The following is a 25535-nucleotide window of genomic DNA, read 5'->3' as shown; positions in this document are numbered from 1 at the left end:
CGCTCAGTCGTCCTCCCAGCCGCCGATCGCGGCGATCCCGACAGCACCGCTCATGACCAGGAGGCCGGCATTGCCGCGATTGACGCCGCCCAGCGCATAGACGGGCAGGCGGGCCATGCGGACAAGCCCGGCAAAGCGCCGGAGACCGAGCGCGGGCGCGCCCTGATGACTCTCGGTCGGGAACACCGGCGAGAGCAGGGCCGCGTCGATCCCGCAGGCCGAGGCCCGGTCAAGGGCTCGGCGGTCATGGGCGGCCGCGGTCATCAGCCAGCCCGGATGGCGGCGACGGATAGCCTGGGCCTCGCCGACCAGTGCCTCCGGAAAATGCATGCCGTCTGCTTCGACCGTCCGGGCGAGGCGGGCGTCGCCGGCGACCAGGAAACGGTGGCCGTGCTGCCGGCAATGGCGTCCGATCAGGATCGCGGCCTCGGCCCTGTCGGCAAGGTCGTAGTCGCGAAAGATGATGGCGCTGCCGCGGGGCAGGGCGGCGATTGCCGGTCGCGGATCGGCGATCCGGGCCCGGTCGGTCAGCAACAGGCAGGGCGGCAGCCCCGAACCGTCGCCGGCTGCGCGATTGAGGCTCTCTGCCCAGTCTGCTAACGTCCGCCGCGTTTCCATCACCAGCGATGCTCTTGCCATGACCGAGCCCGATCCGCAATCCACCGTTTCGCCGGGCGCCGCCTCGGCCACGGCCCGCCTCGACCATGTTCGCCGGCGGATCGAGATCTCGGCCAGGCGCTGGCAACGCGATCCGGCAACGGTCCGGTTGGTCGCGGTGAGCAAGACCCATGACGCGGAGGCGATCCGCCCGGTCCTGGAAGCCGGGCACAGGCTGTTCGGGGAGAACCGGGTGCAGGAGGCGCAGGCCAAATGGCCGGCCCTGAAGGACGCCTTCCCCGATGCCAGGTTGCACCTGATCGGGCCGCTGCAGACCAACAAGGCGCGCGACGCGGTCCGCCTGTTCGACGCGATCGAGACGGTCGACCGGCCGAAGCTTGCCCGTGTGCTTCGCGACGAGATGGACCGCGAAGGTCGCGAGCTTCCCTGTTTCGTCCAGGTCAATACCGGAGAGGAGACGCAGAAGGCGGGCGTCGTGCCGGCGGAAGCCGATGCCTTCATCCGGCAATGTCGGGATGAATACCGGCTGCCGGTCCAGGGCCTGATGTGCATTCCCCCCGCAGAGGAGGACCCGGCGCCTCATTTCGCCTTCCTGAAGGTCATCGCGGAACGCAACGGGCTCGCCGAGCTCAGCATGGGCATGAGCGGCGACTACGAAATCGCGGTCCAGTTCGGTGCGACCTATGTCCGTGTCGGAACGGCGATTTTCGGCGCCAGGCCCGTCTGAATGTCGGTTCAGCCGCTGCCCTATGCCCTGACGCTCCGGTTCGATTCACGGACGACGGCGCGGATCGAAACGATGGTCGCGGCGCTCGACGCCGCTGGTCTCGGCGATGCGGAAAGCGCGCTCGGCTACCCGCCCCATGTCAGTCTCGGCCTGTTCGATGCACTCGATCCGTCGCGAACCGAGGCGGCGATTGCCGGGCTCGTCGCCGATACGCCGCGAATTCGCGTCACCCTGACGGGATTCGGCATATTTCCGGGCGAACCGAACGTCCTCTGGCTCGCGATGGCGGCGGACGCGACCCTGGCCGGCCTTCACAAGACGATCGTCGGGGCAGCCGGCGGGCCGGTGCGGGAGCATTACCGGCCGGGCATCTGGACGCCCCATTGCACGCTGGCCGTCGCAATCGGCGATGACCGGCTCGGCACCGCGCTGGCGCTGCTGCGGCGGCGCTGGCGGCCGATCGACGCGGAATTTCGGAGCGTTGAACTTCTGCGCTTCCCGCCGGTCGAGCGGCTCTGGCGCGGCGATCTGAGGAAGGCCTAGTCGGCCGGCGCGATCACCAGGTCGCAATCGGGACCGAGCATCCCGAGAAGCTCCGCGAGATCCTCGCGCGCCAGCGCGACGCAGCCTTCCGTCGGGCTGTAGTCGCGGCGCGCCACATGCAGGAAGATCGCGCTGCCGGCACCCGGGACCACCGGGTCGTCGTTGTGTCCGACCACGACGATCAGGTCGTAGAGTTCGTCATCGCGCCACAGCCGCTCGTGACTGGCCGCGAACGGCAGGCGTACGGGCTGGTTGTAGGCCGGATCGGCGGGATCGTCGCACCAGCCGTCATCGGGCTCCAGCGCCAGGACCGGCAGCAGTATTGCCGGGGTGGCGATGCGGTCCGGCCGGTAGTAGACCCGGCGCAGCGGAAAGCGCCCGACCGGGGTGCCGCCGTCGCCTTCATGCTTGTCGCTGACGATGCCGCCGCAACCGATGGCGCAGCGGTAGCGCCGGCCCGCGAATTCGAGGGTGCCGTCCCGGACGATGAGGTCGCGCCGGGCCATCAGCGTCCTCCCGCCGCCGGCAGCAGCGCACCGGTGACATAGGACGCGGCATCGTCGGCAAGCCAGTAGACCGCTTCCGCGACTTCCTCGGCCTTGCCGATGCGGCCGAGCGGCACGCTATGCCGCTCGCCTTCGAAACGCGCCTCGATCCGCGCCTGTTCCGCCGGATCGGCGGTCGTCATGGTGTGGCCGGGGCTGACCGCGTTGACGCGGATTCCCTCGGCCGCGAGTTCGCGTGCGAGACCCTGGGTGAACATGTCGACGGCGGCCTTCGAGGCGGCGTAGTGAACCCACTGGCCGGGGCTGCCGAGGCGCGTCGCGGTCGACGAGATATTGACGATCGCTCCGCCCTTGCCGCCACGCGAGCGGGCCATCCGCCAGGCTGCTTCGCGGGCGATCAGCATGGTCCCGGCGATGTTGGTGCGGAGAACCCGGTCGAGGACCCCGCCGTCGAGATCCATCAGCGCGGTCCTCGGCCCGGTAATACCGGCATTGTTGACGACAGCGTCGGGCGTGAAGCCGGCCCGGTCGAGTTCGTCGAACAGGGCGACGATTTCGGCCTCGTCGGAGACGTCGACACGAAACGCGGCGGCCGTGCCGCCGTCGGCCTCTATTTCCGCGACCACGGCCCGGGCGGTGTCGGCCCGTTCCCGGTAGGTCAGCGCCACCTGCCAGCCGCGCGCGGCGAACAGCGAGGCGATCGCCGCGCCGATGCCGCGGCTGCCGCCGGTCACCAGAAGCTTCCGCGCGGGCACGGTGGCGGGGGCCGCCTTGTCAGGATCGCTGCTCATGGCCGAGTGATAGCGCAAGAAGCGGTCCGGCGTCAGCCGCTATCGGCTGACGCCATGGAACGATAACGGGCGGGGGTCCGGATCCGCCGACGCCGGCAGGGCGAGCGACTGGGCTCGCTGGTAGACTTCCGCGCTGCGCGCCGGGTCCGGCGTCCGTTCGGCGACGACGGTGCCGGACAGGGCGCCATCGTCGAAGACCAGTGCCATCGCGTGCCCCATCACGTCTCTGCCACTGTGCTCCTCGAGCATGGCATTGGCGACGCTGCCGGCGAGGCCGATCGGGCCGCCATAGATGCCGTCGCCAATGATCCGCGCGACCGGGCGTATCTCGTCGCCGGTGAGCTCGCGATAGATCGAGGATATGACGGGGATATGCTGGAGCGGATTGATGATGTCGATCAGGTCGCCGAAGGTGAATTCGTCGGCCGTGGCGGTCTTGACCGTATCGTTCTCGGGCGTGGCGCGGCTGACTTCGGCGGAATCGCCGACGCGCGCGGCATCATGTGCCGCGCGGGTCTGACCCCGCGGCGCGACCCAGTCGCGATCCTGCTGGTACAACGATCCGTAGACTTCCGTCGCCATCCGTGCCCCTTTCGCCAATCATGAAGCAAGGGACATGCCACCCGGAAAGCCCGGAGTTGCGCGACTTTTGACGGCCGCCTTCGGTTGCCGGGGAAATGCTGCCCGGCAGATTTCGCCGGTCAGAGATAATGGCCGCTGCGTTTCCGCTTGGTCGCCAGGTAGTCCTCGTTGTGGCTGTTGGCGGGAAAGGCATGGGCGACCCGATCGGTCACGGTGATGCCGTGACGTGCCAGGCCCTCGATCTTCTCGGGATTGTTGGTGAGCAGGCGGATCGCGGTGAAGCCAAGACGTTTCAGCATTTCCGCGGCTGGCCGGAAGAGCCGTTCGTCGGCGTCGAAACCGAGGCGTTCGTTGGCATCGACGGTGTCGAAGCCCTGTTCCTGCAGGCGATAGGCGCGCAACTTGTTGACCAGGCCGATGCCGCGTCCTTCCTGGGCCAGGTAGAGCAGGATGCCGCCCTTCGGATCGGCCTGGATGATCCGGATCGCGCCGCGCAGCTGCTCGCCGCAATCGCATTTCAGCGAGCCGAGCAGGTCGCCTGTGAAGCATTCCGAATGGAGCCGGACGAGGACGGGTTCATGCGGCTTGGGGTCGCCGATGAGGAGTGCAAGATGCTCGATGCCGCCGTCGGTCGGGCGGAATGCCTGGATCCGGCAGTTCTCGATATCGGCGAGCGGCACATGCGCGCGCGCGACCGGCTCGAGCAGCGCCGCCGTGGTGTCCTCGTAGCCTTCGATATCCCGGACATCGACGGTCAGCAGATCTTCCTTCGCGGCGAGCGTCGCCGGGTCGCCGGGGATCGGGGCGACCAGTGCCGCCGGCAACAGGCGGCCGAGCTTGCAGAGCTTGATCGCGCCATGAACCGCCGCCGGGGCCGGCGCCATCACCCTGTCGAGCGGGCCGCGTCCGGGACTGGCGAGATCGAAGGCGGGGTCGGCGAGTTGGCGCAGCATGCCGGCGTCCATCCAGCGTCGCAACGGCAGCAGGATCGCCCTGTCGCCGGTAGGGCGGACATGCAGGATCGCGGCGCGATGTTCGGTCAGGGCGAGCTTCGGGGTCTCGCCGACCCATTCGGCGAACCGCTCGATGCCGCGGTCGTCGAGCAGCTCGGCGGCGCGTGCCAGCCAGTCGCCGTCCGGCCCGCGGACGATCACCGGCATTCGCCGTCGAAGCTCGGCGACGGCGCGGTCAACTCGCCGCTGCGCACGTTCGAGCGTCTGGAGGCTCTCCTTGCTTTCGCCCATGGGCACCGATTATGAAACGGGTGGAATTATGTCCGAGACACCAGATAAGTAGTTGGTGGCGCGGCAAAAGGCCAGCCCAAGCGGGCGACGGGCGAACGGGGGATCACGGGATGGCGCTATATGGCGAATATGATCGGGAAGGGCTCGACGGGCAGTATTTCCTGAGGCCCCGTGTCCCCGATTTCCAGACCTTCTTCGACGGATATGCCCGCAAGAGCGCGCTGACGCGGGAACGCCTGCCAGGAAAGCTGGACATCCCCTACGGGCCACGGCCGGGCGAGAAGCTCGACATCTTCACCGCCGGCGATGGCCCGGCGCCGGTCCATGTCTTCATCCATGGCGGCTACTGGCAGAGCATGGACAAGAGCGACTTCGACTACGTGGCCGACGGGCTGGTCCCGGCCGGGGTGACGACCGTGGTCGTGAATTATGACCTGGCACCGCTGGTCGGCGTCGGCGAGATCGTCCGCCAGGTGCGCGCGGCGCTGATCTGGGTCTGGCAGAATATCGCCGGATTCGGCGGCGACCCGGCGCGGATCACCGTGTCGGGCCATTCGGCCGGCGGCCATCTGACCGCGATGGTCTGCGCGACCGACTGGAGTCGGCTGGATCCGGACCTGCCGGCGGATCTGGTCAAGGCGGGAACCTCGATCTCGGGGATCTATGACCTGGAGCCGATCCGTCTCTGCTATCTGAACGAGAAGCTCGGGCTCGACGCGGCGGCGGCGGCGGAGAACAGCCCGCTCCATCTTGCCAGCCACGGCAACGCGCCGTTGATCGTCACGACCGGCGGCCTCGAAACCGACGAATATCACCGCCAGCAGGCCGAATTCGTGCGCGTCTGGCGCGCTGCGGGCCGTCGCGTCGACATCCTGGAGATGCCCGGCTATCATCACTTCTCGGTGATAGACGAGCTTGCCAGGCCGGATAGTCTCTTGAATCGAGCCGTGATCGGGCAAATTTCCGCTTGATCGTTGGTCGGACGACCGAAAAAGACCTGAAGGGGGACAGCTTGACGGCGATCCGGGGCACCATAAGTGGCAGCAAGAAGATCCTGCTGATCGATGACGACGAGGCATTGCGGACCTCGCTCGCCGAACAGCTGGAGCTGCACGAGGAATTCAGCACGGCCTGTGCCGGGACCGGCGGTGCCGGTCTGGAGATGGCGCGGCACGAGCATTGCGACCTCGTGCTGCTCGATGTCGGCCTGCCGGACATGGACGGGCGGGAGGTCTGCAAGCTGATGCGGCGGAACGGCGTGAAGGCGCCGATCATCCTGCTGACCGCGCTGGAAAGCGACGCGGACACGATTCTCGGGCTGGAATCCGGTGCGAACGACTATGTCACCAAGCCATTCCGGATCGGCGTCCTGCTGGCCCGGATCCGCGCTCAGCTGCGCCAGCACGAACAGAGCGAGGACGCGGTTTTCGGGATCGGTCCCTACACCTTCAAGCCAAGCGCCAAGCTGTTGCTGCACAACGACACCAACCAGAAGGTCCGGTTGACCGAGAAGGAAACCGCGATCCTGAAGTATCTCTATCGTTCCGGCGACAAGGTCGTGACCCGGGACGTCCTGCTGAACGAGGTCTGGGGCTACAACGCGGGTGTCACCACGCACACGCTGGAAACCCATATCTACCGGCTGCGCCAGAAGATCGAGCAGGATCCTACCAATTCGGAACTGCTGCTGACCGAGCCCGGGGGCTACCGGCTCTCGCCCTGAGGGGCGGACGAGGCGGCCTGTCGCTCAGCGGCCCCGGAAGACCGGCTTGCGCTTCTCCGCCCGGGCCTGCCGGCCTTCGGCAAAATCGGCGCTTTGCATGCAGGCGCGCAATCGCTCCAGCGCCGCCGCCCGGTCGAGCGTGCCGCGGGCGATCTCGTTCAGCGCGGCCTTCATGCCGCTGACCGCGAGCGGAGCGAGCCCGGCTATCTCGTTGGCCATCGTGTCGACGCGAAGTTCGAGATCGGTGGCGGGTACGAGCTGGTCGACGAAGCCGATCCGCAGCAATTCGTCCGCTTCCATCGTTTCGGCGGCAAGCAGGAGACGCTTTGCCGGCCCGAGGCCGAGTCGCGTCACCATCCGTTGCAGGCCGGCCGGGTGATAGTGGATGCCGAAGCGGGCCGGCGGTACGAAGCAGCGCATGCTGTCCACACCGACGCGGAAGTCGCAGGCCAGGGCCAGGTCCGAGCCGCCGCCGTAGACCCCGCCGTTGAGTGCGCAGATCGTCGGAAACGGCAGGCTTTCGAGCCGGTCGGTGAGTTTTTCCAGCGGATTGTCGTCGAAATCATAGTCGCCGAGCCCGTCAAGATCGACCCCGGCGCAGAAACTGCGATCACCGGCGCCGGTCAGCACGAGGACGCGGACATCGTCGCGTGCGGCGAGGTCGTCGAAGGTTGCCGTGAGCGCTGTGAGGTCGGCAAGTTGCAGCAGGTTATGCCGTTCCGGCCGGTTGAGCGTCAGCGTGACGCGATTTCCCGTATGGTTGAGAAGATGGCTGGCGGTCATGATGTCCCAATGCTTGTATTGTCGTGGCGGCCCGAGCATGCCGGCAGGGCGATCGCGGCGGATCCTAGTCGATTGCGATCCAGGTCGATACCGCCCATTGTGATCCGGTTCATAACCATGTGCGACGCGCTTCGTGTAATTGGTTAGCTGGGCGATTGTATGAAAAAGGAACGGGGGGCGCGTTGACCGCGACCGAAGATTTCCATGTGCGCTTCTGGGGTGTCCGCGGTTCGATCGCGTGCAGCGCTCCGAATGTCTGCAAGTATGGCGGCAACACCTCGTCGCTGGAAATCCGCTGTGGCGATCACATCCTCATGTTCGATGCCGGTTCCGGCATGCGCTACCTCGGCAACGACCTGATGCGTCGCGGCGGTCCGGTCGATATCGACCTGTTCCTGACCCATACCCATTTCGACCATGTCTGCGGCATTCCGTTTTTCGTGCCCTTCTTCGTGCCGGGGAACAGTTTCCGCTTCTGGAGCGGCCATCTGCTGCCCCGCCTGACGCTGAAGCGGGTCCTGAAGGAGCTGATGATGGCGCCGCTGTTTCCGGTGCCGATCGAGATCCTGCAGGCGGATATCGCCTTCCGGGATTTTCACGCCGGGGAAACGGTCGAGCCCAAGCCCGGGATCACGGTGCGCACCGCGCGCCTCAACCACCCGGACGGGGCGACCGGCTATCGCGTCGAGTTCCAGGGCAAGTCGATCTGCTACCTGACCGACACCGAACATGTGCTCGGCCATCCCGATCCGCGGATCCTTGCCCTCATCGAGGGCGCCGATATCGTGATCTACGACAGCATGTATACCGACGAGACCTTCAAGCCGAAGATCGGCTGGGGCCATTCCACCTGGCAGGAGGGGGTCCGGCTCGCTGATGCCGCCGGCGTGAAGACCTTCGTCGCCTTCCATCACGACCCGGACCACGACGATACCTTCATGGACGGGATCGCCGAGGCTCTGGAGGCCAGGCGTCCGGGTTCGATCGTCGCCCGTGAAGGTCTCGTGCTCAGACCTTGAGAGAGTCAGGATTCCGACATGGGCGACTGGAGGATCGCGGCGCGGCGTTTGCGCATGGGCCTGATGACCCTGACCGGTCTCGGCCGACAGGGCTATTTCATTCCCTACCGCTATGCGGGCGGCCTGCCGGCCGCGGGCGAAGCGGGGCCCTATGCGGCGCTCGAGCGGCTGTTTCGCGCTGCCGAGCCGGCCTTCACCGAGATCCTCGACGAGATCGACGGTCATGAGGCCGTGCTCGGCGGTTTCGGCAGCGCGCCCCCGCCCGAGCCACGCTGGCGACAGGACTGGTTCCCGGGCCTGGACGGTGCCGCGGCCTATGCGCTGATGCGGCGCTTGCGGCCGCGCCGCGCGGTCGAGATCGGCTCGGGGCATTCGACCCGTTTCCTCGCCCGGGCAATTGCCGATGGCGGTTTCGACTGCGCCTTCACGGCGATCGATCCGGCGCCCCGGGCGGCGATCGGGACGTTGCCGATCGAGGTACGCCGGGAAACGATCCACGCCGCCGACCGGACGCCGCTCGCGGCGCTCCAGTCGGGCGATCTGCTGTTCATCGATTCGAGCCATATCCTGATGCCGGGCAGCGATGTCGATCTGCTGCTCAACGAGGTTCTGCCCACACTACCGGCCGGGCTGATCCTGCATGTCCACGACATCTTTCTGCCCGATGATTATCCGCCCGCCTGGGCCTGGCGCGGCTACAACGAGCAACAGGGCGTGGCGCCGCTGCTCGCGGGCGGCGGCTTCGATCTCGTCTTTGCCAGTCACTATGTCCGGTCACGGATGGGCGGGGCGCTCGCGGCGCGCCCGGCCGGGCGGATCCCGCTGCTGGAGGGTGCGCTGGAATCCAGCCTCTGGCTGCGCAAGCGGGCGCCGGCGATCGCCTGAGGTTCGGTTGGCCGTTCACGTCCATTTCAAACGCGGTGATCGCGCGAGGTGATAGAGTTCCGCCATGTGGCAGGAACTCAGGCGACGCTTCTTCTCGGTCACCCGGACGCGGGCTCTTCCGGCACGCGTGCAGCGCGTAATCGAGGAACAGCAGGCCCAGTCTGAGCGGATCATCGCCTGGGCTCACCTGCTGATCGTCGCCGTTTTCGCGGCTCTCTATACCTTCACGCCGAAGGGCTTTTCCGGCGACGTGATGCTGGAGCCGGTGCCCTATGTCCTCGCCATCTATTTCGCCTTCGCCGCCATCCGTTATCTGATCGTCCGGCGCGCCCGGCCGGCCGGCTGGTTCATCGCGCTGGCAACCATCGCGGAAGTCACGCTGCTGATGCTGCTGATCTGGAGCTACCATCTGCAGTACGAGCAACCGCCGGGCTTCTACCTGCGGGCGACGACGCTGCTCTATGTCTTCATCTTCATCGCCCTCGGGGCGCTCCGCTTCGAGGCCCGCTACGTCGTGCTGGCCGGCGTCGCGGCGCTCGCCGGTTGGCTGGTCCTGGTCCTCTACGCGCTCCGCGAGGCAATGGTGGGCGACCTGATCACGCGCGACTTCGTCGAATACACGCTGACCCACAAGCTCCTGATCGGGGCGGAGATCGACAAGATGATCCCGATCGCGCTGGTCACGCTGATCGTCGCGGTGGTGATCCTGAGAGCCCGGTCGCTGCTGGTCCGCTCGGCAAAGGAGGCGGCGGCGGCGGCCGAACTGTCGCGCTTCTTCGCGCCCGAGGTGGCGTTGGCGATCACCGGATCGGCCGAACCGCTTCGTCCCGGCGAGGGAGAACTGCGCGACGCGGCGATCCTGCATTGCGACATCCAGGGTTTCACCCGGTTGTCGAGGCAGCTTTCGCCGAACGACCTGATGCGGCTGCTGGCCGATTACGAGGCCCGCATGGTGCCGGTCATCCAGGGCCACGGCGGATCGGTCGACAAGTTCATCGGCGACGGCATCCTGGTGAGCTTCGGCGCGGCCATGGCAACCGGCAGCTATGCCGCGGACGCCTTGCGGGCAGTGGAATCGCTGCTTGGCGCGGCCGAAGACTGGCGGAGGGAACGGGAAGCGCGCGGGCTAACGCCGCTCGTGCTTCGCTTCACGGTCACCGCCGGGACCGTCGTCTTCGGCGCGATCGGCGACGAAAGCCGGCTCGAATTCACCGTCATTGGCGATCCGGTCAATCTCGCCGTCAAACTCGACGCGCAGGCCCGCAATGATGGTGTCCGCGCGCTCGTCACGGCGGAGGCGCTCGATCTTGCCCGAGCCCAGGGCTACTTGCCGACCCGCGCCCTCGACGAACGCCGGGCGGTCAATGTTCCCGGCACGGCCGAGACCCGCGACCTCGTCGCCTTCGTCGGCTGAACGTCGACGCTACTTGTAGGGATCGGCCGCGTCGCGAAGCCCATCGCCGAAGAAGTTGAAGGCGAGCACGATCAGCAGGACCGGCAGGGCCGGGAACATCAGCCAGGGGAAGACCGCCACGGCGTTGATATCCTGTGCCTCGTTCAGCAGCACGCCCCACGAGGTGATCGGCGGCCGGAGCCCGAGGCCGAGGAAGGAAAGCGCGGTCTCGCCGAGGATCATGCTCGGGATCGACAGCGTCGCCGAGGCAATCAGGTGCGAGGCGAAGGAGGGCAGCAGATGGCGGCCGATGACCCGGCCGGTGCTCGCCCCCATGAGTTCTGCGGCCACGCAGAAATCCTCCTCGCGGAGCGCCAGCAGCTTCGAGCGGACAGCGCGCGCGAGGCCGGGCCAGTCGAGCAGGCCGAGGATGATCGTGAGGCCGAAGAAGACCATGATCGGCGACCAGGTCACAGGCAGGGCGGCGGACAGGGCAAGCCAGAGCGGCAGTTCCGGGAGCGACCGCATGATCTCGATCAGCCGCTGGACGACGCTGTCGATCCAGCCGCCGTAATAGCCGGAAATCCCGCCCAGCACGATGCCGATGATGAACGAGATGGCGATCCCGATCAGCCCGATTGTGAGCGAGATCCGCGCGCCGTAGACAACCCGCGAAAAGATGTCGCGGCCGAGGCGGTCGGTCCCCATCAGGAAGAAATTACCGCCCTCGGCCGGGCAGACCAGATGGAAGGAGCCCGGTATGGCACCCCAGAACTCGTAGGAATCGCCGAGGCAGAAGAAGCGCAGCGGCTGCACCTTGCTCGGGTCGTCGGTGTATTCGCGCTTGAAGGTCTTGGTGTTCAGGGTCCGCTTGTAGCCATAGACGAAGGGACCGACGAACTCGCCCTCGTGGAACAAGTGGATCGCCTGCGGCGGCGCGTAGATATGCTTGGCGTCGCGGCTGTGCAGGTCGTAAGGCGCAATGGCCTCGCTGAACAGCGTGGACAGGTAGAAGATTGCCAGCACCACCGCGCTGATCACGCCGAGCTTGTGGCGGCGGAACTTCCACCACATCATCCGCCACTGCGACGCCATGTAGAAGCGTTCCTGCTCGGCCGAAAGCGAATCGACCGAATTGGGATCGAACGGGTCGCGGTTGACCCAGTGCTTCAGGCGGCGTTCGGGCTGTTCGGTCACGCTCATCGCCCTGTTCCTCCGCCAAGCCGGATACGCGGATCGAGCATGGCGAGCAGCAGATCCGATATGAAGACGCCGACGACGGTGAGCAGCGCCAGGAACATCAGGAAGGAGCCGGCCAGGTACTGGTCCTGGCTCCTGAGCGCGTCGAGCAGGGTCGGGCCCACGGTCGGCAGGCTGAGCACCGCCGAGACGATGACCGAGCCCGAAACCACCGACGGGATCAGGTTGCCGATGTCGGCGACGAACGGATTGAGGGCCATCCGGATCGGATACTTGATCAGCAGCCGGGTGGTGCCGAGCCCCTTGGCCCGCGCGGTGACGACATACTGCTTCTGCAGCTCATCGAGCAGGTTGGCGCGGAGCTTGCGGATCATCGCCGCCGTGCCGGCGGTGCCGATCACGATCACCGGCACCGCGAGATGCTCGACGATCGACTGCACCTTGCCCCAGCTCCACGGCTGATCGAGATATTCCGGGTCCATCAGGCCGCCGATCGAAATCCCGAAATAGACATTGAAATAGTAGAGCAGGACGAGGCCGAGCAGGAAATTCGGGGTTGCCAGGCCGATATAGCCAATGAAGGTGAACCCGTAATCGCCAACCGAATATTGCCGGGTCGCCGAATAGACCCCGATCGGGAAGGCGACGATATAGATGAAGATGATGGTCGAGAAATTAAGCAGCATGGTCAGCGCCATGCGGTCGCCGATGACCTCGCTGACCGGCAGGTTGTGCTCGAACGACATCCCCCATTCGCCCTGCAGCATGCCGGCATAGCCTTCCGGCCCCGGCATGAAGCCCATCCAGATCGCGTATTGCTGGATCAGCGGTTTGTCGAGGCTGTAGAGCTCCCGGTAGAACTCGATCTTGGCCAGTGCCGCGGCCGATTCGCCCTGCGCCTTGAGCTCGTCCATCTGGTTGCTCAGGAAGTCGCCCGGCGGCAGCTGGATGATCACGAAGACCAGGACGCTGATGACCAGCAGCGTCGGGATCATGATCAACAATCGATGGATCAGGTAACTGAACATGGCTCGCTCGGTCCGCTTTCCTTGGCGACGCTACTCTTTCCCGGCCGCATCGTCACCGGCGAACCAGAAGGTATCGGGTCGGTAGATGCCGAAATGGGCGCCGGGATCCCAGTTATAGACCGCATCCGTCGGCACATTCATCAGGCCGCGGCGGACCACGACCGGCTGCAGCACGCCGCTGATCAGGCTGATCGCGAATTGCTGCTCGGCGTGGATCGACAGCATTTCCCGCCAGATCTTCGCCCGTTCGGACTGTTCCGTCGCTACCCGCCAGGCTGCGTTGAGCGCCAGCAGATGTGTCGCCGCCTCGAGATCCGGCGCTTCGCCGCTGGCGCCGCGGGTCTCGTAATACTGCCCCCATTTCGGCCACTGATATTGCTGCTGGCTGGTCGGCGCCAGTTCGTCGGGGCTCATTTCCGCCGTCGGAATGCCGTTCTCGAAGCCCGACCAGATCGAGACCTGGGTCGCGCCGGAAAAGACCCGGTTGCGGAAATTGGCGCGCTGTTGCGGCTTGATGAACAGCTTGATGCCGACTTCGGCCCAGGTCGTGCCGACGAGCTCCAGCAGGTCGCTTTCCTCCGATCCCTCGCCGGCGCTCTCGACGATCAGGTTGAGCGGCCGCCCGTCGGGAAGCAGGCGGATGCCGTCGCCGCCGCGCTTGTCGAGGCCGAGCTCGTCAAGCAGCGCCGAGGCACGCGCCGGATCGAACGTCGTCCATTCGGAGGCAACCTCGGGGTCGTAAAGCGGGCTCTGCGGCAGGACGCCGTTGTTGGCCTGCAGCGCGACGCCGAAGTAGAGCGCCTCGTTGATCAGCTCGCGATCGATGGCGAGCGACAGCGCGCGGCGAAAGCGGACATCCCGGAACAGCTTGCGGAATGCCGGGTCGCCGTTGTTCAGGTTGGGAAAGAGGGCCCGGTGCGCGCCGCGCGCGGTAGGCCAGAGCAGCGTGTCGTAACCCGAACGCTCCTCGTTCTCCTTCAGGAAGGTGATGTCCTTGAAGCTCAGGCCGCGGGCCTGCAGATCGGCCTCCCCGGCGCTGGTGCGCGGCGGGATCAGGTTGCCCTCGGAGATCGTCACGATCACTCTGTCGATGTAGGGCAGCTGGTGGCCGGCCTCGTCCACCCTATGGAAATAGGGATTCCGTTCGGCCACGAAACGAGTAGCCGGGGAGGCCGTGGTGTTGCGCCAGGGTTGCAGGGTCGGCAGGGCCGGGTTGTCGAACTTGTAGAGATTGTCGTAGCGGTTATGCAGCGCCGCCCAGTTGTGCGTGCGTGCCTCCGAGACCGCCCTGGCCAGCGCCTCCGGCGCCGCGTAGCGGACATGGAACTGCTTCAGGTAGTGTGCCGGCCGGTAGATGAACAGCGGTGCCGCGCCGGCCAGGGCCGGCAGGAAATACGGATTGGGCGCCGGCCAGGTGAAGCGTACCGTGCGGTCGTCGATCACCTCGAACTGCGGCAGCTTGCCGTCCGGGGCCAGTTCGCGCGGCGGGCCGGCCGGCGACAGCGTCCTGTTGCCGGCGACGTCCTCCCACCAGTAGCGGAAGTCCTCGGTCGTGAAGGGATGCCCGTCGGACCAGCGATGGTTGGCCCGGAGCCGGAAGGTGAAGCGGCGGCCTTCCTTGACTTCGACCGCTTCGAGAAGGTCCGGCACCAGTTCGAGCTGCTCGTTGTAGGCGACCAGCCGCGCATAGCCGTAGACCGCCAGCAGGCGGATGTCACGAGCAGTTGGCGCCAGCATGCGCAGCGTGCCGCCATATTGCCCGGGTTCCCGTCCCGGCCCGTCGATCGCGGCCACGCTCGGCATGTCGGGCAGCCGCGCTGCGACAGGTGGCAGTTCGCCGGCGGCTACCCGCTCGGCGAACAGCGGCGGTTCGAGATAATCGGCCGCGCGGGCGGCGGCCGTGACATTCGTGCAGCCGAGTACCAGCGCGATCGCGCCAACAATGACGCGTGCCGGGCGCAGGCCCGGGAAAACGGAGTTGCGTTGGAAAGACATACGTACCGATCAGCCCTTGTCGAACCAGAAACGATCGATGCCGTATATCCCGAAAAGTGCCCCCGGGTCCCAGTTGTAAATGCCTTCCTCGGGGACGTTCCGGAGTCCGTTCCGGACGACGACCGGCTGGACGACGCCACTGACGATGCCGATCGTGAATTGCTGCTCGACATGAATGTCCAGCATCTCGTGCCAGATCGCGGTCCGGGACGCTTCATCGCCGGCCGCGTACCAGTCGCGGTAAAGCTGGTCGAGCGCCACCGCCTCCGGCAGGTCCGGCGGTTCACCGGCCGCGCCCTTGGTCTCGTGATACTGACCCCATTTGGGCCACTGATACTGCTGCTGCGAGGTCGGCGCGAGTTCCCGCGGGCTGGTATCCGCATTGGGGACACCGTTCTCGAAACCGGACCAGATGGTCATCATGGCCTCGCCGGAGAACACCCGGTTGCGGAGCGCGTCACGTTGCGACGGCTTGGTGAACAGCTTGACGCCGATCTTGCGCCAGCTCGCGCCGATCAGCTCGAGGACATCGCTCTGCTCCGGGCTCTCCCCGGCGGTCTCGACGATGATCTCAAGTGGACGCCCGTCGGGGAGCTTGCGGATGCCGTCCCCGTCCCGGGTGGTCAGTCCGATCTCGTCCAGAAGCGCATTCGCGCGCTTGCTGTCGTGGGTTGCCCAGGTCGTCGTGTACCTGTCTTCGTAGAGCGGGCTTGCCGGCTGGACGGTATTGTTGCCCTCGATCGCGAGGCCGAAGAACAGCGCCTCGTTGATCTCGCTCCGGTCGATGCCGAGCGACAGGGCGCGCCGGAAGCGGACGTCCCTGAACAGGCTATGCCAGACCGGATCCTCGCAGGTCAGATTGGGAAAGAGCGCCAGATGGGCGCCGCTCACGGTATGCCAGAGCAGGGTCCGGTAGCCGGAGCGCTCCTCGTTCTCGCGCAGGAAGGTGATGTCGCTGAGGTAGAGGTAGCGGGCCTGCAGGTCCGCCTCGCCGGCGGCAGCCTTAGGCGGCACCAGCTTGGTATCCGAGGTATGGAAGATCAGGCGGTCGATATAGGGCAGCTGGTGGCCGTTCTTGTCGACCCGGTGGAAATACGGGTTGCGCTCGCCTACGAAGCGGGTTGCCGGCGGTTCGGTCGTGTTCATCCAGGGCTGCAGGGTCGGCAGCGACGGATTGTCGAACTTGTAGAGATTGTCGAGCTGGTTGTGTTGCGCCGCCCAGGAGCGGACGCGGATCTGCTGCATCTTCGACATGCCGGCCAGATCCATGTAGTTCTTGTGGTACTGCTTCAGATAATGCGCGGGGCGGTAGATCAGCAGCGGCGCGGCGTTGGCGATGGCCGGCAGGAAATCGGGATTGGGCCGCGACCAGCTGTAGCGCACGGTCTCGGGGTCGGGGAACTCGACCGTCGGCAGTTCGCCCTCGACCAGCAGTACCGCCGGCGGCCCGGCAGGCGACAGTTCCTCGTTGTTGGCGACATCCTCCCACCAGTAGCGGAAGTCTTCCGAGGTGAAGGGCTCGCCGTCCGACCATTTGTGGCCCTTGCGCAGATGGAAGGTGAAGATCCGGCCCTGTTCGACATCGACCTCACGGACGAGATCGGCGACGAACCGGAAATTCTCGTCATACTGGACCAGCCGGGCATAGCCGTAGACCATCATCAGCCGCACGTCGCGGGCCCGGCCGATGATGGTGTTGAGATCGCCGCCATAGCGGCCTTCGACCTGGCCGCTGGCCGTCATGTCGATGATGCGCGGCTCCGCGGGCAACCGATTGTCGATCGGCGGCAATTCGCCGGCAGCGACCTTTTCCGCCAGGCTGGGCGGTTCCCTGTAGGCCTGCGCCGGGCTGGCGAGCGCGGCGGCCGCGGCAAGGAACAGTGCGGCGAGGGTGAAGACGCGGTTACCGGTCCGGGCGGGAGGCTGGGTCATGACGCCAACTCCATCGCTTCAATATCGGGCGCGGCGCGGACGAAATGGCCGTCGCCGAGGTCGTGCAGAACCGGCCGGGTGCGGCCGTCGACGGTGAACGGCGCCGGCCAGGCGGAGGGGATCGAGGCCTTGCCTTCCATCAGTGCGCTCAGGTCGAGCCGGGCGCCCGGGTCCGGTTTCGGGACCGCCGAGAGCAGCGCCTGCGTGTAGGGATGCACGGGGTTGCGGAACAGCAGATCGCGGGGCGCGACCTCGACCAGCCGGCCGGCGCACATGACCGCGATCCGGTCGGCGATATAGTCGACCACCGCCAGATTGTGGGAGATGAACAGGTAGGTCAGGCCGAGCTCGGCCTGGAGATCCTTCAGGAGGTTCAGTACCTGGGCCTGGATCGAAACGTCGAGGGCGGAAACCGGCTCGTCGCAGATCAGCAGTTCCGGATGCAGCGCGAGCGCCCTGGCGATGCCGATCCGCTGGCGCTGTCCGCCGGAGAAGGAGTGCGGGTAGCGGCGCAGGAAACGGACATCGAGGCCGACCATGGTCATCAGGTCGCGGACCCGAATATCGCGCTCTTCCGGAGTCCCGATCTTGTGGATGATCAGCGGCTCCAGGATGATGTCGTAGACCGTCATGCGCGGATTGAGCGACGAGAACGGGTCCTGGAAAATGAACTGCACCTTGCGGCGATAGTCGAACAGCGCGTCGCCCTTGAGGGCCAGGACATCGACCATCTCGCCGCGGTCGTTGAAGGTGACCTCGCCGCTGCTCGGCGACAGCGCCCGCATGATGATCTTCGAGGTCGTGGTCTTGCCGCAGCCCGATTCACCGACCAGCCCCAGGCATTCGCCGCGATTGACGGCGAAGCTCACGTCGTCGACTGCCAGCACCTCGCCGCCGGGCTTCGAGCCGAAGATGGTGTTCTTCCGGGTGACGAAGCGCTTGGTCAGGTTGCTGACCGAAAGCAGCGGCCGGTCGGCGGCACCCTCCGGCCAGGCGTCGGGACGGCTGTAGGTCGATCCGATTTTGGTCTCGATCTCGCGGATCGGTACCAGGCGCTCACCCGGCGCCATGTCGAAACGCGGCACGGCATGCAGCAACGCCTTCAGGTAGGGATGCTCGGCGTGGCGGAAGATGTCGTCGAGCGTGCCCTGCTCCATCACCTTGCCGTGATACATGACGACGATCTCGTCGGCCATGTTGGCGACCACGCCGAGGTCGTGGGTGATCATCAGGATGGCCATCCCGAGTTCCGATTGCAGGTCCTTCATCAGCTTGAGGATCTGCGCCTGGATGGTGACGTCGAGTGCCGTCGTCGGTTCGTCGGCGATCAGCAGGGCGGGCCGGCAGATCAGCGCCATGGCGATCATCGCGCGCTGTCGAAGGCCGCCGGAAAGCTCGAACGGATAGGTGTGCAGGGCCGCCTTCGGATTGGGAAAACCGACATGCTGCAGCATCTCGGCGGTGATCTCGTTGGCCTGCGCGTCGCTGACGTCGCGGTGCAGCCGCAGCGCCTCGGTAATCTGGTTGCCGACCGTATGGAGCGGCGACAGCGAGGTCATCGGCTCCTGGAAGATGATCGAGATATGGTGGCCGCGAATGCCCCGCATTTCCTTGCCGGCGGGCTTCAGCTTGGCGATATCGACGAAGCGGCCCTGGGCGGTCGGGTCGAAATAGAGGATCTCGCCGCCGGCGATATTGGCCGGTTTCGGCAGGATCCCCATGATCGACTGGCTGACCACCGACTTGCCGGAGCCGGACTCGCCGACCAGCGCCACGGTCTTGCCCTCCGGTATCCGGAAGGACACGCCGTCGACGGCACGAATGACGCCTTCGGCGACGTGGAATTCGACCTTGAGATCGCGAATGAGCAGGACGTTTGCCATTATTCCGTTTCTTTCGACGCGCTGCGGGAGCGTCGGCGGGTCTCGGTGACCTCGATATCGAGACCGAGATCCAGATCCAGCGCCTTGAAATTCATCATCGTGCTGGCGTCTGGGATGACGTCGCGCGAGAGGGCTTCACGGGTTGCGCGCACGACGAGCCGATCGAAGTCATCGATACTGGATTCCACGCGGATACGCCGCCCTTGACCGTGGAGCACAAGCTCCATCCAGCCGTGGCTTCGATCCCGTCGCGTCGAATAGTAGCGCAGCCGGATATCGTCGAGTTCCTCCCAGTCCAGTTGTCCTCCCAGGAGGCCGCGAACCCTTATTGCCGAATCGTCGATGACGATTTCGCTCACTTGTCGATGGATCACGCGCACCCCGTAGCCGGCGAACAGGGCCGCCAGCGCACCAAGTACATAAACCATGACAGATGACGGATTTGCTAACAAGAGCGGCGCACCCGTCGCAAACAGCCCGAATCCGGCATTTCGATAGTCGCGCAGCAGGGCCTTTCGGCCATACCGATAGACACTGGTCCCGGTCGCAGTCTCAGGTTGCATCGGACGGGTCCGGACCGAACAGCGAAGCGGCGTCGCGGGCACGCGCCGCCGGATGTCCGGCGAGCAGTTCGAGCAGTCGTTCGAGGCCGCCCCACGTCGCCTCGTCCATTGCCAGGTGGTGGCTGAGGATGCCGGTCGGCTCGCCCGGATCGGCCCGCCCTTCGCGCCGCGCCGCCAGATGGTCGGCGATCTGCAGGGCGAAGGCCTGGTCGCCGAGATAGCCCCGGCCACCGCGCCAGTTCACCGGGTCGGCATGGCAATTGACCTGCACGAGGCCGGATAGGGGCACGGCCGCCGGGCGCGCTTTCCAGGTCGACAGGCCGGTGTAGCCGGCCTCGCCGAGACGGGCCGCAAGCGGCGCCGCGATGCGGTTCCAGGGCGGCACGAGGACATTCAGGAAACGCGCGCCGAAGCGCCGTTCCAGGATCGCCCGGCCGCGGCACAGCTCGTCGAGCACCGCGTCGGCCGGCCGGTTCGCGGCGAGCTCGCACTTCTTCTCGTCGGGGCCGGCGTGATTGGCATGGGCGTAGCCATGCTGGAGCACGTATTGGCCCTCGCCGGCGCCAAGCGAATCATCGAGATTCGCCGGGATGACCGCAAGCGCCAGGGGAACGCCTGCGCGCCGGGCCAGGGCGCTCAGCCGGTCGAGGGCCGGACCGGCCGCGACCGCGTCGTCGTCGCGCCACCAGAAGTCGGCCGTCCGTCCCGCAGCATGCCAGCGATCGAGCTCCAGGACGACGGTCGCGAAAGCCATCTCGATCAGCCGCTCGACCGCGTCCAGCCCTCGATCAGGCGGACGGTCTCCTCGAGGCCGTTGGTGGCGACCGCCGAGCGTGCCGGCGGCCCGGCAAGGGCGGTGTCGACGGTAGCGGCGAGTCGGCCGGGATCGAGCTCGGTCTCGGCAAGCGTGGTCAGCGCGCCGCGTTCGCCGAGCAGCCGTGCGCGGAGCGTCTGTTCGGTCTCGAGGCCACCCGCGTAGGGCACCACCACGGCCCGGCATCCGGCATGAAGCACTTCCATGACGGTGTTGTAGCCGCCCTGGCTGATCGAGAGTGCGCAGTTCATCAGCAGCGTCGGGAAGTCGGGCCGGGCGCGCTCGACGATCACGCCGTCGCCCGCGCTCGCCGCGAGGGCGCGAAACTCGTCCTCGGGCACGGTCACCCCGACCAGCACCCGCCAGCGCCTTCCGGCGGCTTCGGTCAGTGGGCGTGCGGCGATTGCCGTCCGGAGCAGGTTGAGACCGACCGCGCCGCCGCCGCAACTCACGATCACCTCGTCGTGGCCGGGACTGTCCGGGCCGCCCCGGCTGCCGGAGCGATCGACCACGTAGCCGGTATAGCGGATCTTGTCGGCGATCTTGTGGGCCGGCGGGAAGGTCGCGTCGAAGGGGATCAGCGCCGGATCGCCATGGACGAGGACGTGATCGAAATATCGCTCGATCAGGTCGAGCATCTCGTCGTTTCGCTCCGGCTTGTTCTGGGCGACAAGGATATCGCGCACCGAGCAGACGATGACCGGCGGGCGCGCCGAGGCCTTCGCTGCCTCCAGCAGCGGCAGGATCTCGAAGCGCATCTGACGGCGCCCGAAGGGGAACAGCTCGAACAGCAGCAATGTCGGCTGGCTGGCCCGCCATGCCTCCATCAGGGCGTTCGCGCGGCGCGCCTTCCAGGCGTCGTCGATCGGTTGATCGTTCTCGTCGACCAGGACCTTGAAATAGAGGTCGGTCGCGCGCGTCGGCGGGAGTTGCACCAGGCGGCCCGGACCGAGATCAAGGCCGGGCAGGGGATGGCCGCCCGAGACCACCTCGACGTCGAGACCGGCCTCGGCGAGGGCCCGGCCGATGGTCGCGGCGCGCCGCAGATGCCCGATTCCGAGCAGATGCTGCACGTAGAAGAACACGCCCTCAGTCACCGATCGCCTCCAGCGGAATGTTGGCTTCGACGAGGTCCGTCCGGCCGCCCGAACAGGCGAAAAGATGGAGCGCCGACCAGTCCAGCCTGACCGGCTGCCTGCCCGTCATATCCCAGCCGAGCGCGGCTGCCAACAGCGCCCGGATGACGCCCTTGTGGGTGACCGCGACGGTATCCCGTTGCAGACCGGCGAGCCAGACGTCGAGGCGGCGCTGCACGGCGCGGGGCGATTCACCGCCGGGCGGCTGCATGTCGAGGCCGCGATCCTCGTTCACTTTCATTGCGTCACCGTATCGTTCGCGCAATTCCGCGATCGTGCACCCCTCCCAGGCGCCGAAATCCATCTCGATCAGTGCCGGCTCGATTTGTGCCGGGCCATGCCCGACGAGGGAAGCGGTTTCCCGGGCGCGCAGGAGCGGGCTTGTAACCAGCGCATAGTCGGCGAAGCGGGCGGGCAGGCGCCTGCCGGCAAAGGTGGCGCGCCCGGCTTCCGACAGCGGCTGGTCGCTTCGCCCTTGCAGCCGCTTCGTCGCATTCCACGCGGTCGGGCCATGCCGGAGAAGGGCGAGCCGGATCATGGCCGGAGCCCGTTGATGACGGCGGCCAGCAGCGCTTCGGCGCCGGCGGGCGCGCGTTCCCCGGCGACGAAGCGGGACGCGGCTGTCCCGAGGTCCTGGCGGCGGGTCTTGTCGTCGATCAGGGCGCGCATCGCGGCGGCGAAGGCGGCCGGATCGTCCGCCGGGACGAGCAGGCCGGTCCGTCCGTCGGCGACCACGTCCGGGACGCCCCGGGTTGCCACCGACACGACGGGCAGGCCGGCTGCCTGCGCTTCCAGGAAGGCCATGCCGAAGGCCTCGTTGACCGCCGGCCAGACATAGAGGTCGCAGGTGGCGTAGATTGCCGGCAGGGCCGCCGTGTCGATCTGGCCCGCCCAGCGAATCTGCCCGGCGACCGGTGCGAAACGGGCGCGGATCTCGTCCGCCGCCCGGCCGTCGCCCACCATGATCGCCTGCCAGCCGCGGGTGCCGAGCCGTTCGAGCGCCTCGGCGAGCAGGTGGTAGGAGGCCGCCTTGTCGCCCGGTCGCATCATGCCGACGGCGAGCAGCCAGGGCAGCGCGGGATCGAGGTCGAGGGACGCGGCCAGTGCCCGCCGATGTTCCGGCCGGGCGCGGGCGGCGGCGCGGTAGGGACCGGCGTCGAGCCAGGGCGGCAGGTAATGCAGGCGGTCGGGCCGGCTGACCACCGGGCGCAGGCAGGCCATGTCGTGACGGGTCAGGGCGAAGATCGCGGCGGCGCCCGAGATTGCCGCCTCGGCCGCGCGGTGACCCAGGTCCCAAGGGCCGCGGGCCCGCTTCGGCGCGTGGCTTGCCTCGGCAACCACATAGGGAATGCCGAGCGCGGCTGCGACCCGCGGGCCGATCCAGTCGGGCGCCTTGTAATAGAGATGGTAGGTGAACCAGAGCGCCGGGGCTCGGGCCGGCGCGGCCGTCCAGCCGGCGATCAGACGCGCTGCGATCGCTTCGCCCTCGAGGCGGACGGCCGCCTGCCGGTCGGCATCGCCGACAGGCTCGAGGCTCCGGAACTCGCTGGCCAGGGTTACCTCGTGGCCGATGGCGCGGAGCGCCGCCATCAGCGCCCGGGCCATGCGACGGTCGCCCGACGGGTTCGGATGGTCCGGCGATTTCAGCGGCGAGTAGAAGGCGATCCGCATGGCAGGCTCAGCCGTTGGCGCGTGCGGCCGGCGCCGCGACGAGGCCGAATCGGGCCGCCAGCGGTGCGAGGCAGGGCGCCAGGGCGAAATTCTCCCGCAGGTTGGCGAGCGCCCGCTCGGCGAGGCGGTCGCGCAGGTCCGGGTCACGGCCCGCGCGCTCGATCGCGGCGGCCAGCGCCGCCGGATCGTCCGGGGCGACCAGGAGCCCGGTCTCGCTGTCCTTGATCAACTCGGGGATCGCGGATACCGCCGTGGCGACACAGGCGAGACGCTGCGACTGGGCCTCCATCAGGACATTGGGCAGGCCGTCACGGTCGCCATCGGCGGCGATCCGGCTCGGCAGCACGAACAGGTCCGCGTCGCGACAGGCGGCGATCACCGCCGCCTGCGGGGCAGCGCCGCGCCAGCTTATGCGGGGGCTGAGGCCGGCCTCGGCGGCCCACGACTTCAGGCGCGGCAGGTCCGGGCCGCCACCGATATGCTCCCAACGCCAGTCGAGCGAGGGCGGCAGCATCGCCAGCGCCTTCAGCAGGTCGTCGAGGCCCTTTTTCTCGACCGCGCGCGCGACCGTCAGCAGGCGCAGGGGCCCGCCTTGTCCGGTACTCTCGGGCGATCGCTCGGGCGCCGGAAAGCGGTCGAGATCGAGACCGTGGTAGACCAGCTGGACCAAATCCGGGCCGGGCGCCAGCGCCGCGAGGAAGTCGGCGTTCGCCGCCGTGCAGGTGACCAGCCAGTCGAGTTCCGCCAGTTTTTCGCGAATCTCCCAGGCCGGGCTTGTCCAGATGTCCTTGGCATGGGCCGAGCAGCTCCACGGCAGGCCGCTCAGCAGGCTGGCGTAGCGGGCGACCGATGCTGGGGTATGCAGGAAATGTGCATGCAGGCGCCCGACCGAGGGGTCGAGCTCGGCCGCCAGGACCAGCGCCTGGCCGAAGCGGCGGACGCGGTTGCGCGTCGGATCGCGTTTCAGGTCGCGCCACCAGGCGGCAAGGGCGTCGGCGAAGCGGGGACGCCGCCAGACCCGGGCGAGCGCGCCCAGGACGCGTAACGGTTCGTGATGCAGATATTCCGGCAAATAGCCGACCTGGGCCCGGATCTCGCCATGCACCGGGTGCCGCGCCTTGTCCGTCGGATGGCGTAGCGAGACGATGCGGATATCGAGCCCGAGCCTTTCGAGGGCGTGAATTTCCTGGGCGATGAAGGTTTCCGAGAGCCGTGGGTAGCCCTTCAGGATAAAGGCAACGGCGGACACGGCCGCGGTCATGTTCAGGCGCCGGCCGCCGCCCTGGACTCTGCCGCCTCCGAATTGCGCTGGCCGAGCCAGGGTGTGGCCAGTCGGTTGACGTTGACCAGCCCCTCGAGCAGGCCCGGAATCACGACGTCCATCGGCTGGCGCTGGCTCGGCAAGGCGCGGAGCGCCTCGGCCATCACCTCCGGCGGATAATTCTTGTCTTCCGCCAGCATGCGGACGAGGCCGAGCTTCTCGGCTCGGCTGGCGCGGATGAACTGCTCCATCCGCGGCTCGGTGCGGGGGATGATGAGCGCCCGCTTGTTGAGCGACAGAACTTCGCAGAAGGTGTTGTAACCGCCCATGCAGACGATCGCGGCGGCCTTCGCGCTGATGCTTTCCAGGTGGGCGTTGAAGGTAATCGCCTCGACCCGCTTCAGGCGCTGGACGCGGTTCAGGAACTCGACCTGGCGGTCGGCCTGCATGAACGGTCCGAGCACGAGCAGCGCCGGATAGGGCAGCAGCGGATCTGTCTCGTAGGCGCGCAGCACCCATTCGATCAGGCCTTCGCCATCGCCGCCGCCGCCGGTCGTGACCAGGAGATAGGGGCGCTCGACGATGGCCGGCAGGGGCTCGTTGATCGCGCCCCTGACCTTGCGCGGCAGGTAGCCGGTGAAGACCATCTTCTCCTGCACCGAGGCCGGCATGCCGATGCCCTCGAGCGGATTGCAGATCTCGCGCAGGCCGTAGACCCAGATTTCGTCATACAGGTTGCAGAGCGACGGCAGGACGTTCTTGCGCTCCCATTCCGGGGCCAGCAGGCGCGGTTCGTCGAGCACGTCGCGCAGGCCGAGCACCAGGCGGGTACCGCGGCCCTTCAGCAGCTCGAGGGTCTCGCCGACCTCGCCGCGCAGGCCGAGAGGCTCCTTGTCGACGATGAAGATGTTCGGGTCGAATACCTCGGCCGTGTGCTTGATGATCGAGGCGCGAAGCGCGAGCGTTTCCTCGAAATGGATGGCCAGGCTCAGCGAGGTATATTCCCCGTCGCGGAGCTTGATCACGCCCGGAACGCGCACGAAGTCGACGCGATTGCGGAAATCGAAACTGCCTATGATCGGTGATCCGGAAAGGATCAGGATCGAAAGATCCTCGTGATTATCGACAAGCGAATGCGCAATCGTCAGGCAACGGCGCAGGTGGCCGAGACCGAACGAGTCGTGACTGTATATCAGGATCCGCGATCCCATTATGTCCCCTTCAGTCTCGAAAGGCCC

At 67.1% G+C, this 25535-nt stretch carries 25 protein-coding genes; 7 read left to right on the top strand and 18 right to left on the bottom strand.

Features of this window, described 5'->3' with window-relative positions; genetic code table 11:
• Window positions 1–3: 3 nt before the first annotated feature.
• Window positions 4–639: a thiamine phosphate synthase gene (locus tag OCH7691_RS02430; RefSeq protein ID WP_139839489.1), complete on the bottom strand. Its 636-nt coding sequence runs from the start codon at window positions 637–639 to the stop codon at window positions 4–6.
• Between OCH7691_RS02430 and OCH7691_RS02425 the strand changes: the two genes are divergently transcribed.
• Window positions 638–1345 carry a YggS family pyridoxal phosphate-dependent enzyme gene (locus OCH7691_RS02425; protein ID WP_085881824.1) on the top strand — a complete coding sequence of 236 codons (708 nt, stop codon included), beginning with the start codon at window positions 638–640 and terminating at the stop codon, window positions 1343–1345. The two genes, OCH7691_RS02430 and OCH7691_RS02425, sit on opposite strands and share 2 nt — an antisense overlap.
• Entirely contained in the window at window positions 1346–1888 is a 543-nt protein-coding gene (locus OCH7691_RS02420) for a 2'-5' RNA ligase family protein (protein WP_085881823.1), read from the top strand.
• Here the strand turns inward: OCH7691_RS02420 and OCH7691_RS02415 are convergent.
• The 4 genes from OCH7691_RS02415 to ribA all read right to left on the bottom strand — a co-directional run bounded on the left by OCH7691_RS02415 (window position 1885) and on the right by ribA (window position 5011).
• Window positions 1885–2394: a L,D-transpeptidase family protein gene (locus OCH7691_RS02415; protein ID WP_085881822.1), complete on the bottom strand. Its 510-nt coding sequence runs from the start codon at window positions 2392–2394 to the stop codon at window positions 1885–1887. The two genes, OCH7691_RS02420 and OCH7691_RS02415, sit on opposite strands and share 4 nt — an antisense overlap.
• Window positions 2394–3185, bottom strand: a complete 792-nt coding sequence (locus tag OCH7691_RS02410) for an SDR family oxidoreductase (protein WP_085881821.1) — start codon at window positions 3183–3185, stop codon at window positions 2394–2396. Before OCH7691_RS02410 ends, OCH7691_RS02415 begins: the two co-directional genes overlap by 1 nt.
• A 39-nt stretch (window positions 3186–3224) precedes the next feature.
• Window positions 3225–3767, bottom strand: coding sequence for a hypothetical protein (locus OCH7691_RS02405; RefSeq protein ID WP_085881820.1), 543 nt, complete (start codon window positions 3765–3767; stop codon window positions 3225–3227).
• 119 nt (window positions 3768–3886) lie between these two features.
• A complete protein-coding gene (gene ribA, locus OCH7691_RS02400; RefSeq protein ID WP_085881819.1) occupies window positions 3887–5011 on the bottom strand; it encodes a GTP cyclohydrolase II in 1125 nt (374 codons plus the stop codon).
• Window positions 5012–5121: 110 nt separating this feature from the next.
• Between ribA and OCH7691_RS02395 the strand changes: the two genes are divergently transcribed.
• A complete protein-coding gene (locus OCH7691_RS02395; protein ID WP_176244895.1) occupies window positions 5122–5982 on the top strand; it encodes an alpha/beta hydrolase in 861 nt (286 codons plus the stop codon).
• Window positions 5983–6044: 62 nt separating this feature from the next.
• Window positions 6045–6734, top strand: coding sequence for a response regulator transcription factor (locus OCH7691_RS02390; RefSeq protein ID WP_085883454.1), 690 nt, complete (start codon window positions 6045–6047; stop codon window positions 6732–6734).
• Window positions 6735–6758: 24 nt separating this feature from the next.
• On the opposite strand, the gene OCH7691_RS02385 is transcribed toward OCH7691_RS02390, so the two are convergent.
• Window positions 6759–7517 carry an enoyl-CoA hydratase/isomerase family protein gene (locus OCH7691_RS02385; RefSeq protein WP_085883453.1) on the bottom strand — a complete coding sequence of 253 codons (759 nt, stop codon included), beginning with the start codon at window positions 7515–7517 and terminating at the stop codon, window positions 6759–6761.
• Between the two features lie 182 nt (window positions 7518–7699).
• Between OCH7691_RS02385 and OCH7691_RS02380 the strand changes: the two genes are divergently transcribed.
• From OCH7691_RS02380 to OCH7691_RS02370, 3 genes are all read left to right on the top strand, one after another.
• On the top strand, window positions 7700–8536 hold the full coding sequence (locus tag OCH7691_RS02380) for an MBL fold metallo-hydrolase (RefSeq protein WP_217807751.1): 837 nt from the start codon (window positions 7700–7702) through the stop codon (window positions 8534–8536).
• Between the two features lie 18 nt (window positions 8537–8554).
• Window positions 8555–9421, top strand: coding sequence for a class I SAM-dependent methyltransferase (locus tag OCH7691_RS02375; RefSeq protein WP_085881817.1), 867 nt, complete (start codon window positions 8555–8557; stop codon window positions 9419–9421).
• A gap of 64 nt (window positions 9422–9485) precedes the next feature.
• Window positions 9486–10835, top strand: a complete 1350-nt coding sequence (locus OCH7691_RS02370; protein WP_085881816.1) for an adenylate/guanylate cyclase domain-containing protein — start codon at window positions 9486–9488, stop codon at window positions 10833–10835.
• Window positions 10836–10844: 9 nt separating this feature from the next.
• On the opposite strand, the gene OCH7691_RS02365 is transcribed toward OCH7691_RS02370, so the two are convergent.
• From OCH7691_RS02365 to OCH7691_RS02310, 12 genes are read right to left on the bottom strand one after another with little or no spacing between them, the layout of a single operon-like run.
• Window positions 10845–12017: an ABC transporter permease gene (locus OCH7691_RS02365; protein WP_085881815.1), complete on the bottom strand. Its 1173-nt coding sequence runs from the start codon at window positions 12015–12017 to the stop codon at window positions 10845–10847.
• Entirely contained in the window at window positions 12014–13042 is a 1029-nt protein-coding gene (locus tag OCH7691_RS02360) for an ABC transporter permease (protein ID WP_085881814.1), read from the bottom strand. Before OCH7691_RS02360 ends, OCH7691_RS02365 begins: the two co-directional genes overlap by 4 nt.
• Window positions 13043–13072: 30 nt before the next feature.
• Entirely contained in the window at window positions 13073–15037 is a 1965-nt protein-coding gene (locus OCH7691_RS02355; RefSeq protein ID WP_085881813.1) for an ABC transporter substrate-binding protein, read from the bottom strand.
• Window positions 15038–15046: 9 nt separating this feature from the next.
• A complete protein-coding gene (locus tag OCH7691_RS02350; RefSeq protein ID WP_085881812.1) occupies window positions 15047–16969 on the bottom strand; it encodes an ABC transporter substrate-binding protein in 1923 nt (640 codons plus the stop codon).
• Entirely contained in the window at window positions 16966–18852 is a 1887-nt protein-coding gene (locus OCH7691_RS23735) for an ABC transporter ATP-binding protein (protein WP_085881811.1), read from the bottom strand. The genes OCH7691_RS02350 and OCH7691_RS23735 overlap by 4 nt, the downstream gene beginning before the upstream one ends.
• Window positions 18852–19415 (bottom strand): hypothetical protein, encoded by a 564-nt coding sequence (locus OCH7691_RS02340; RefSeq protein WP_139839488.1) that lies wholly within the window; start codon window positions 19413–19415, stop codon window positions 18852–18854. Before OCH7691_RS02340 ends, OCH7691_RS23735 begins: the two co-directional genes overlap by 1 nt.
• Window positions 19405–20169: a polysaccharide deacetylase family protein gene (locus OCH7691_RS02335; RefSeq protein ID WP_085881809.1), complete on the bottom strand. Its 765-nt coding sequence runs from the start codon at window positions 20167–20169 to the stop codon at window positions 19405–19407. Before OCH7691_RS02335 ends, OCH7691_RS02340 begins: the two co-directional genes overlap by 11 nt.
• Window positions 20170–20174: 5 nt before the next feature.
• Window positions 20175–21326, bottom strand: coding sequence for a glycosyltransferase family protein (locus OCH7691_RS02330; RefSeq protein WP_139839487.1), 1152 nt, complete (start codon window positions 21324–21326; stop codon window positions 20175–20177).
• On the bottom strand, window positions 21319–21903 hold the full coding sequence (locus OCH7691_RS02325) for a histidine phosphatase family protein (protein WP_085881807.1): 585 nt from the start codon (window positions 21901–21903) through the stop codon (window positions 21319–21321). The genes OCH7691_RS02330 and OCH7691_RS02325 overlap by 8 nt, the downstream gene beginning before the upstream one ends.
• On the bottom strand, window positions 21900–23036 hold the full coding sequence (locus OCH7691_RS23730; protein WP_085881806.1) for a glycosyltransferase family 4 protein: 1137 nt from the start codon (window positions 23034–23036) through the stop codon (window positions 21900–21902). The genes OCH7691_RS02325 and OCH7691_RS23730 overlap by 4 nt, the downstream gene beginning before the upstream one ends.
• Before the next feature lie 7 nt (window positions 23037–23043).
• Complete coding sequence (locus OCH7691_RS02315; protein WP_085881805.1) at window positions 23044–24297, bottom strand: glycosyltransferase family 4 protein; 1254 nt, start codon at window positions 24295–24297, stop codon at window positions 23044–23046.
• A gap of 2 nt (window positions 24298–24299) precedes the next feature.
• Window positions 24300–25508, bottom strand: coding sequence for a glycosyltransferase family protein (locus tag OCH7691_RS02310; protein WP_085881804.1), 1209 nt, complete (start codon window positions 25506–25508; stop codon window positions 24300–24302).
• Window positions 25509–25535 lie beyond the last annotated feature (27 nt).

Origin of the sequence: Oceanibacterium hippocampi, from assembly GCF_900172325.1 — a bacterium.
GTDB lineage: Bacteria > Pseudomonadota > Alphaproteobacteria > Sneathiellales > Sneathiellaceae > Oceanibacterium > Oceanibacterium hippocampi.
The sequence above is the reverse complement of the archived record's forward strand: the minus strand, read 5'-3'. Positions and strand labels throughout refer to the sequence as shown.

Bases quoted from the DNA above. Each gene is read 5' to 3' on its own strand.
- OCH7691_RS02425 (WP_085881824.1), top strand. From the start codon at position 638: ATGACCGAGCCCGATCCGCAATCCACCGTTTCGCCGGGCGCCGCCTCG.
- OCH7691_RS02430 (WP_139839489.1), bottom strand. From the start codon at position 639: ATGGCAAGAGCATCGCTGGTGATGGAAACGCGGCGGACGTTAGCAGAC.
- OCH7691_RS02420 (WP_085881823.1), top strand. From the start codon at position 1,346: ATGTCGGTTCAGCCGCTGCCCTATGCCCTGACGCTCCGGTTCGATTCA.
- OCH7691_RS02415 (WP_085881822.1), bottom strand. From the start codon at position 2,394: ATGGCCCGGCGCGACCTCATCGTCCGGGACGGCACCCTCGAATTCGCG.
- OCH7691_RS02410 (WP_085881821.1), bottom strand. From the start codon at position 3,185: ATGAGCAGCGATCCTGACAAGGCGGCCCCCGCCACCGTGCCCGCGCGG.
- OCH7691_RS02405 (WP_085881820.1), bottom strand. From the start codon at position 3,767: ATGGCGACGGAAGTCTACGGATCGTTGTACCAGCAGGATCGCGACTGG.
- ribA (WP_085881819.1), bottom strand. From the start codon at position 5,011: ATGGGCGAAAGCAAGGAGAGCCTCCAGACGCTCGAACGTGCGCAGCGG.
- OCH7691_RS02395 (WP_176244895.1), top strand. From the start codon at position 5,122: ATGGCGCTATATGGCGAATATGATCGGGAAGGGCTCGACGGGCAGTAT.
- OCH7691_RS02385 (WP_085883453.1), bottom strand. From the start codon at position 7,517: ATGACCGCCAGCCATCTTCTCAACCATACGGGAAATCGCGTCACGCTG.
- OCH7691_RS02375 (WP_085881817.1), top strand. From the start codon at position 8,555: ATGGGCGACTGGAGGATCGCGGCGCGGCGTTTGCGCATGGGCCTGATG.
- OCH7691_RS02370 (WP_085881816.1), top strand. From the start codon at position 9,486: ATGTGGCAGGAACTCAGGCGACGCTTCTTCTCGGTCACCCGGACGCGG.
- OCH7691_RS02365 (WP_085881815.1), bottom strand. From the start codon at position 12,017: ATGAGCGTGACCGAACAGCCCGAACGCCGCCTGAAGCACTGGGTCAAC.
- OCH7691_RS02360 (WP_085881814.1), bottom strand. From the start codon at position 13,042: ATGTTCAGTTACCTGATCCATCGATTGTTGATCATGATCCCGACGCTG.
- OCH7691_RS02355 (WP_085881813.1), bottom strand. From the start codon at position 15,037: ATGTCTTTCCAACGCAACTCCGTTTTCCCGGGCCTGCGCCCGGCACGC.
- OCH7691_RS02350 (WP_085881812.1), bottom strand. From the start codon at position 16,969: ATGACCCAGCCTCCCGCCCGGACCGGTAACCGCGTCTTCACCCTCGCC.
- OCH7691_RS23735 (WP_085881811.1), bottom strand. From the start codon at position 18,852: ATGGCAAACGTCCTGCTCATTCGCGATCTCAAGGTCGAATTCCACGTC.
- OCH7691_RS02340 (WP_139839488.1), bottom strand. From the start codon at position 19,415: ATGCAACCTGAGACTGCGACCGGGACCAGTGTCTATCGGTATGGCCGA.
- OCH7691_RS02335 (WP_085881809.1), bottom strand. From the start codon at position 20,169: ATGGCTTTCGCGACCGTCGTCCTGGAGCTCGATCGCTGGCATGCTGCG.
- OCH7691_RS02325 (WP_085881807.1), bottom strand. From the start codon at position 21,903: ATGATCCGGCTCGCCCTTCTCCGGCATGGCCCGACCGCGTGGAATGCG.
- OCH7691_RS23730 (WP_085881806.1), bottom strand. From the start codon at position 23,036: ATGCGGATCGCCTTCTACTCGCCGCTGAAATCGCCGGACCATCCGAAC.
- OCH7691_RS02315 (WP_085881805.1), bottom strand. From the start codon at position 24,297: ATGACCGCGGCCGTGTCCGCCGTTGCCTTTATCCTGAAGGGCTACCCA.
- OCH7691_RS02310 (WP_085881804.1), bottom strand. From the start codon at position 25,508: ATGGGATCGCGGATCCTGATATACAGTCACGACTCGTTCGGTCTCGGC.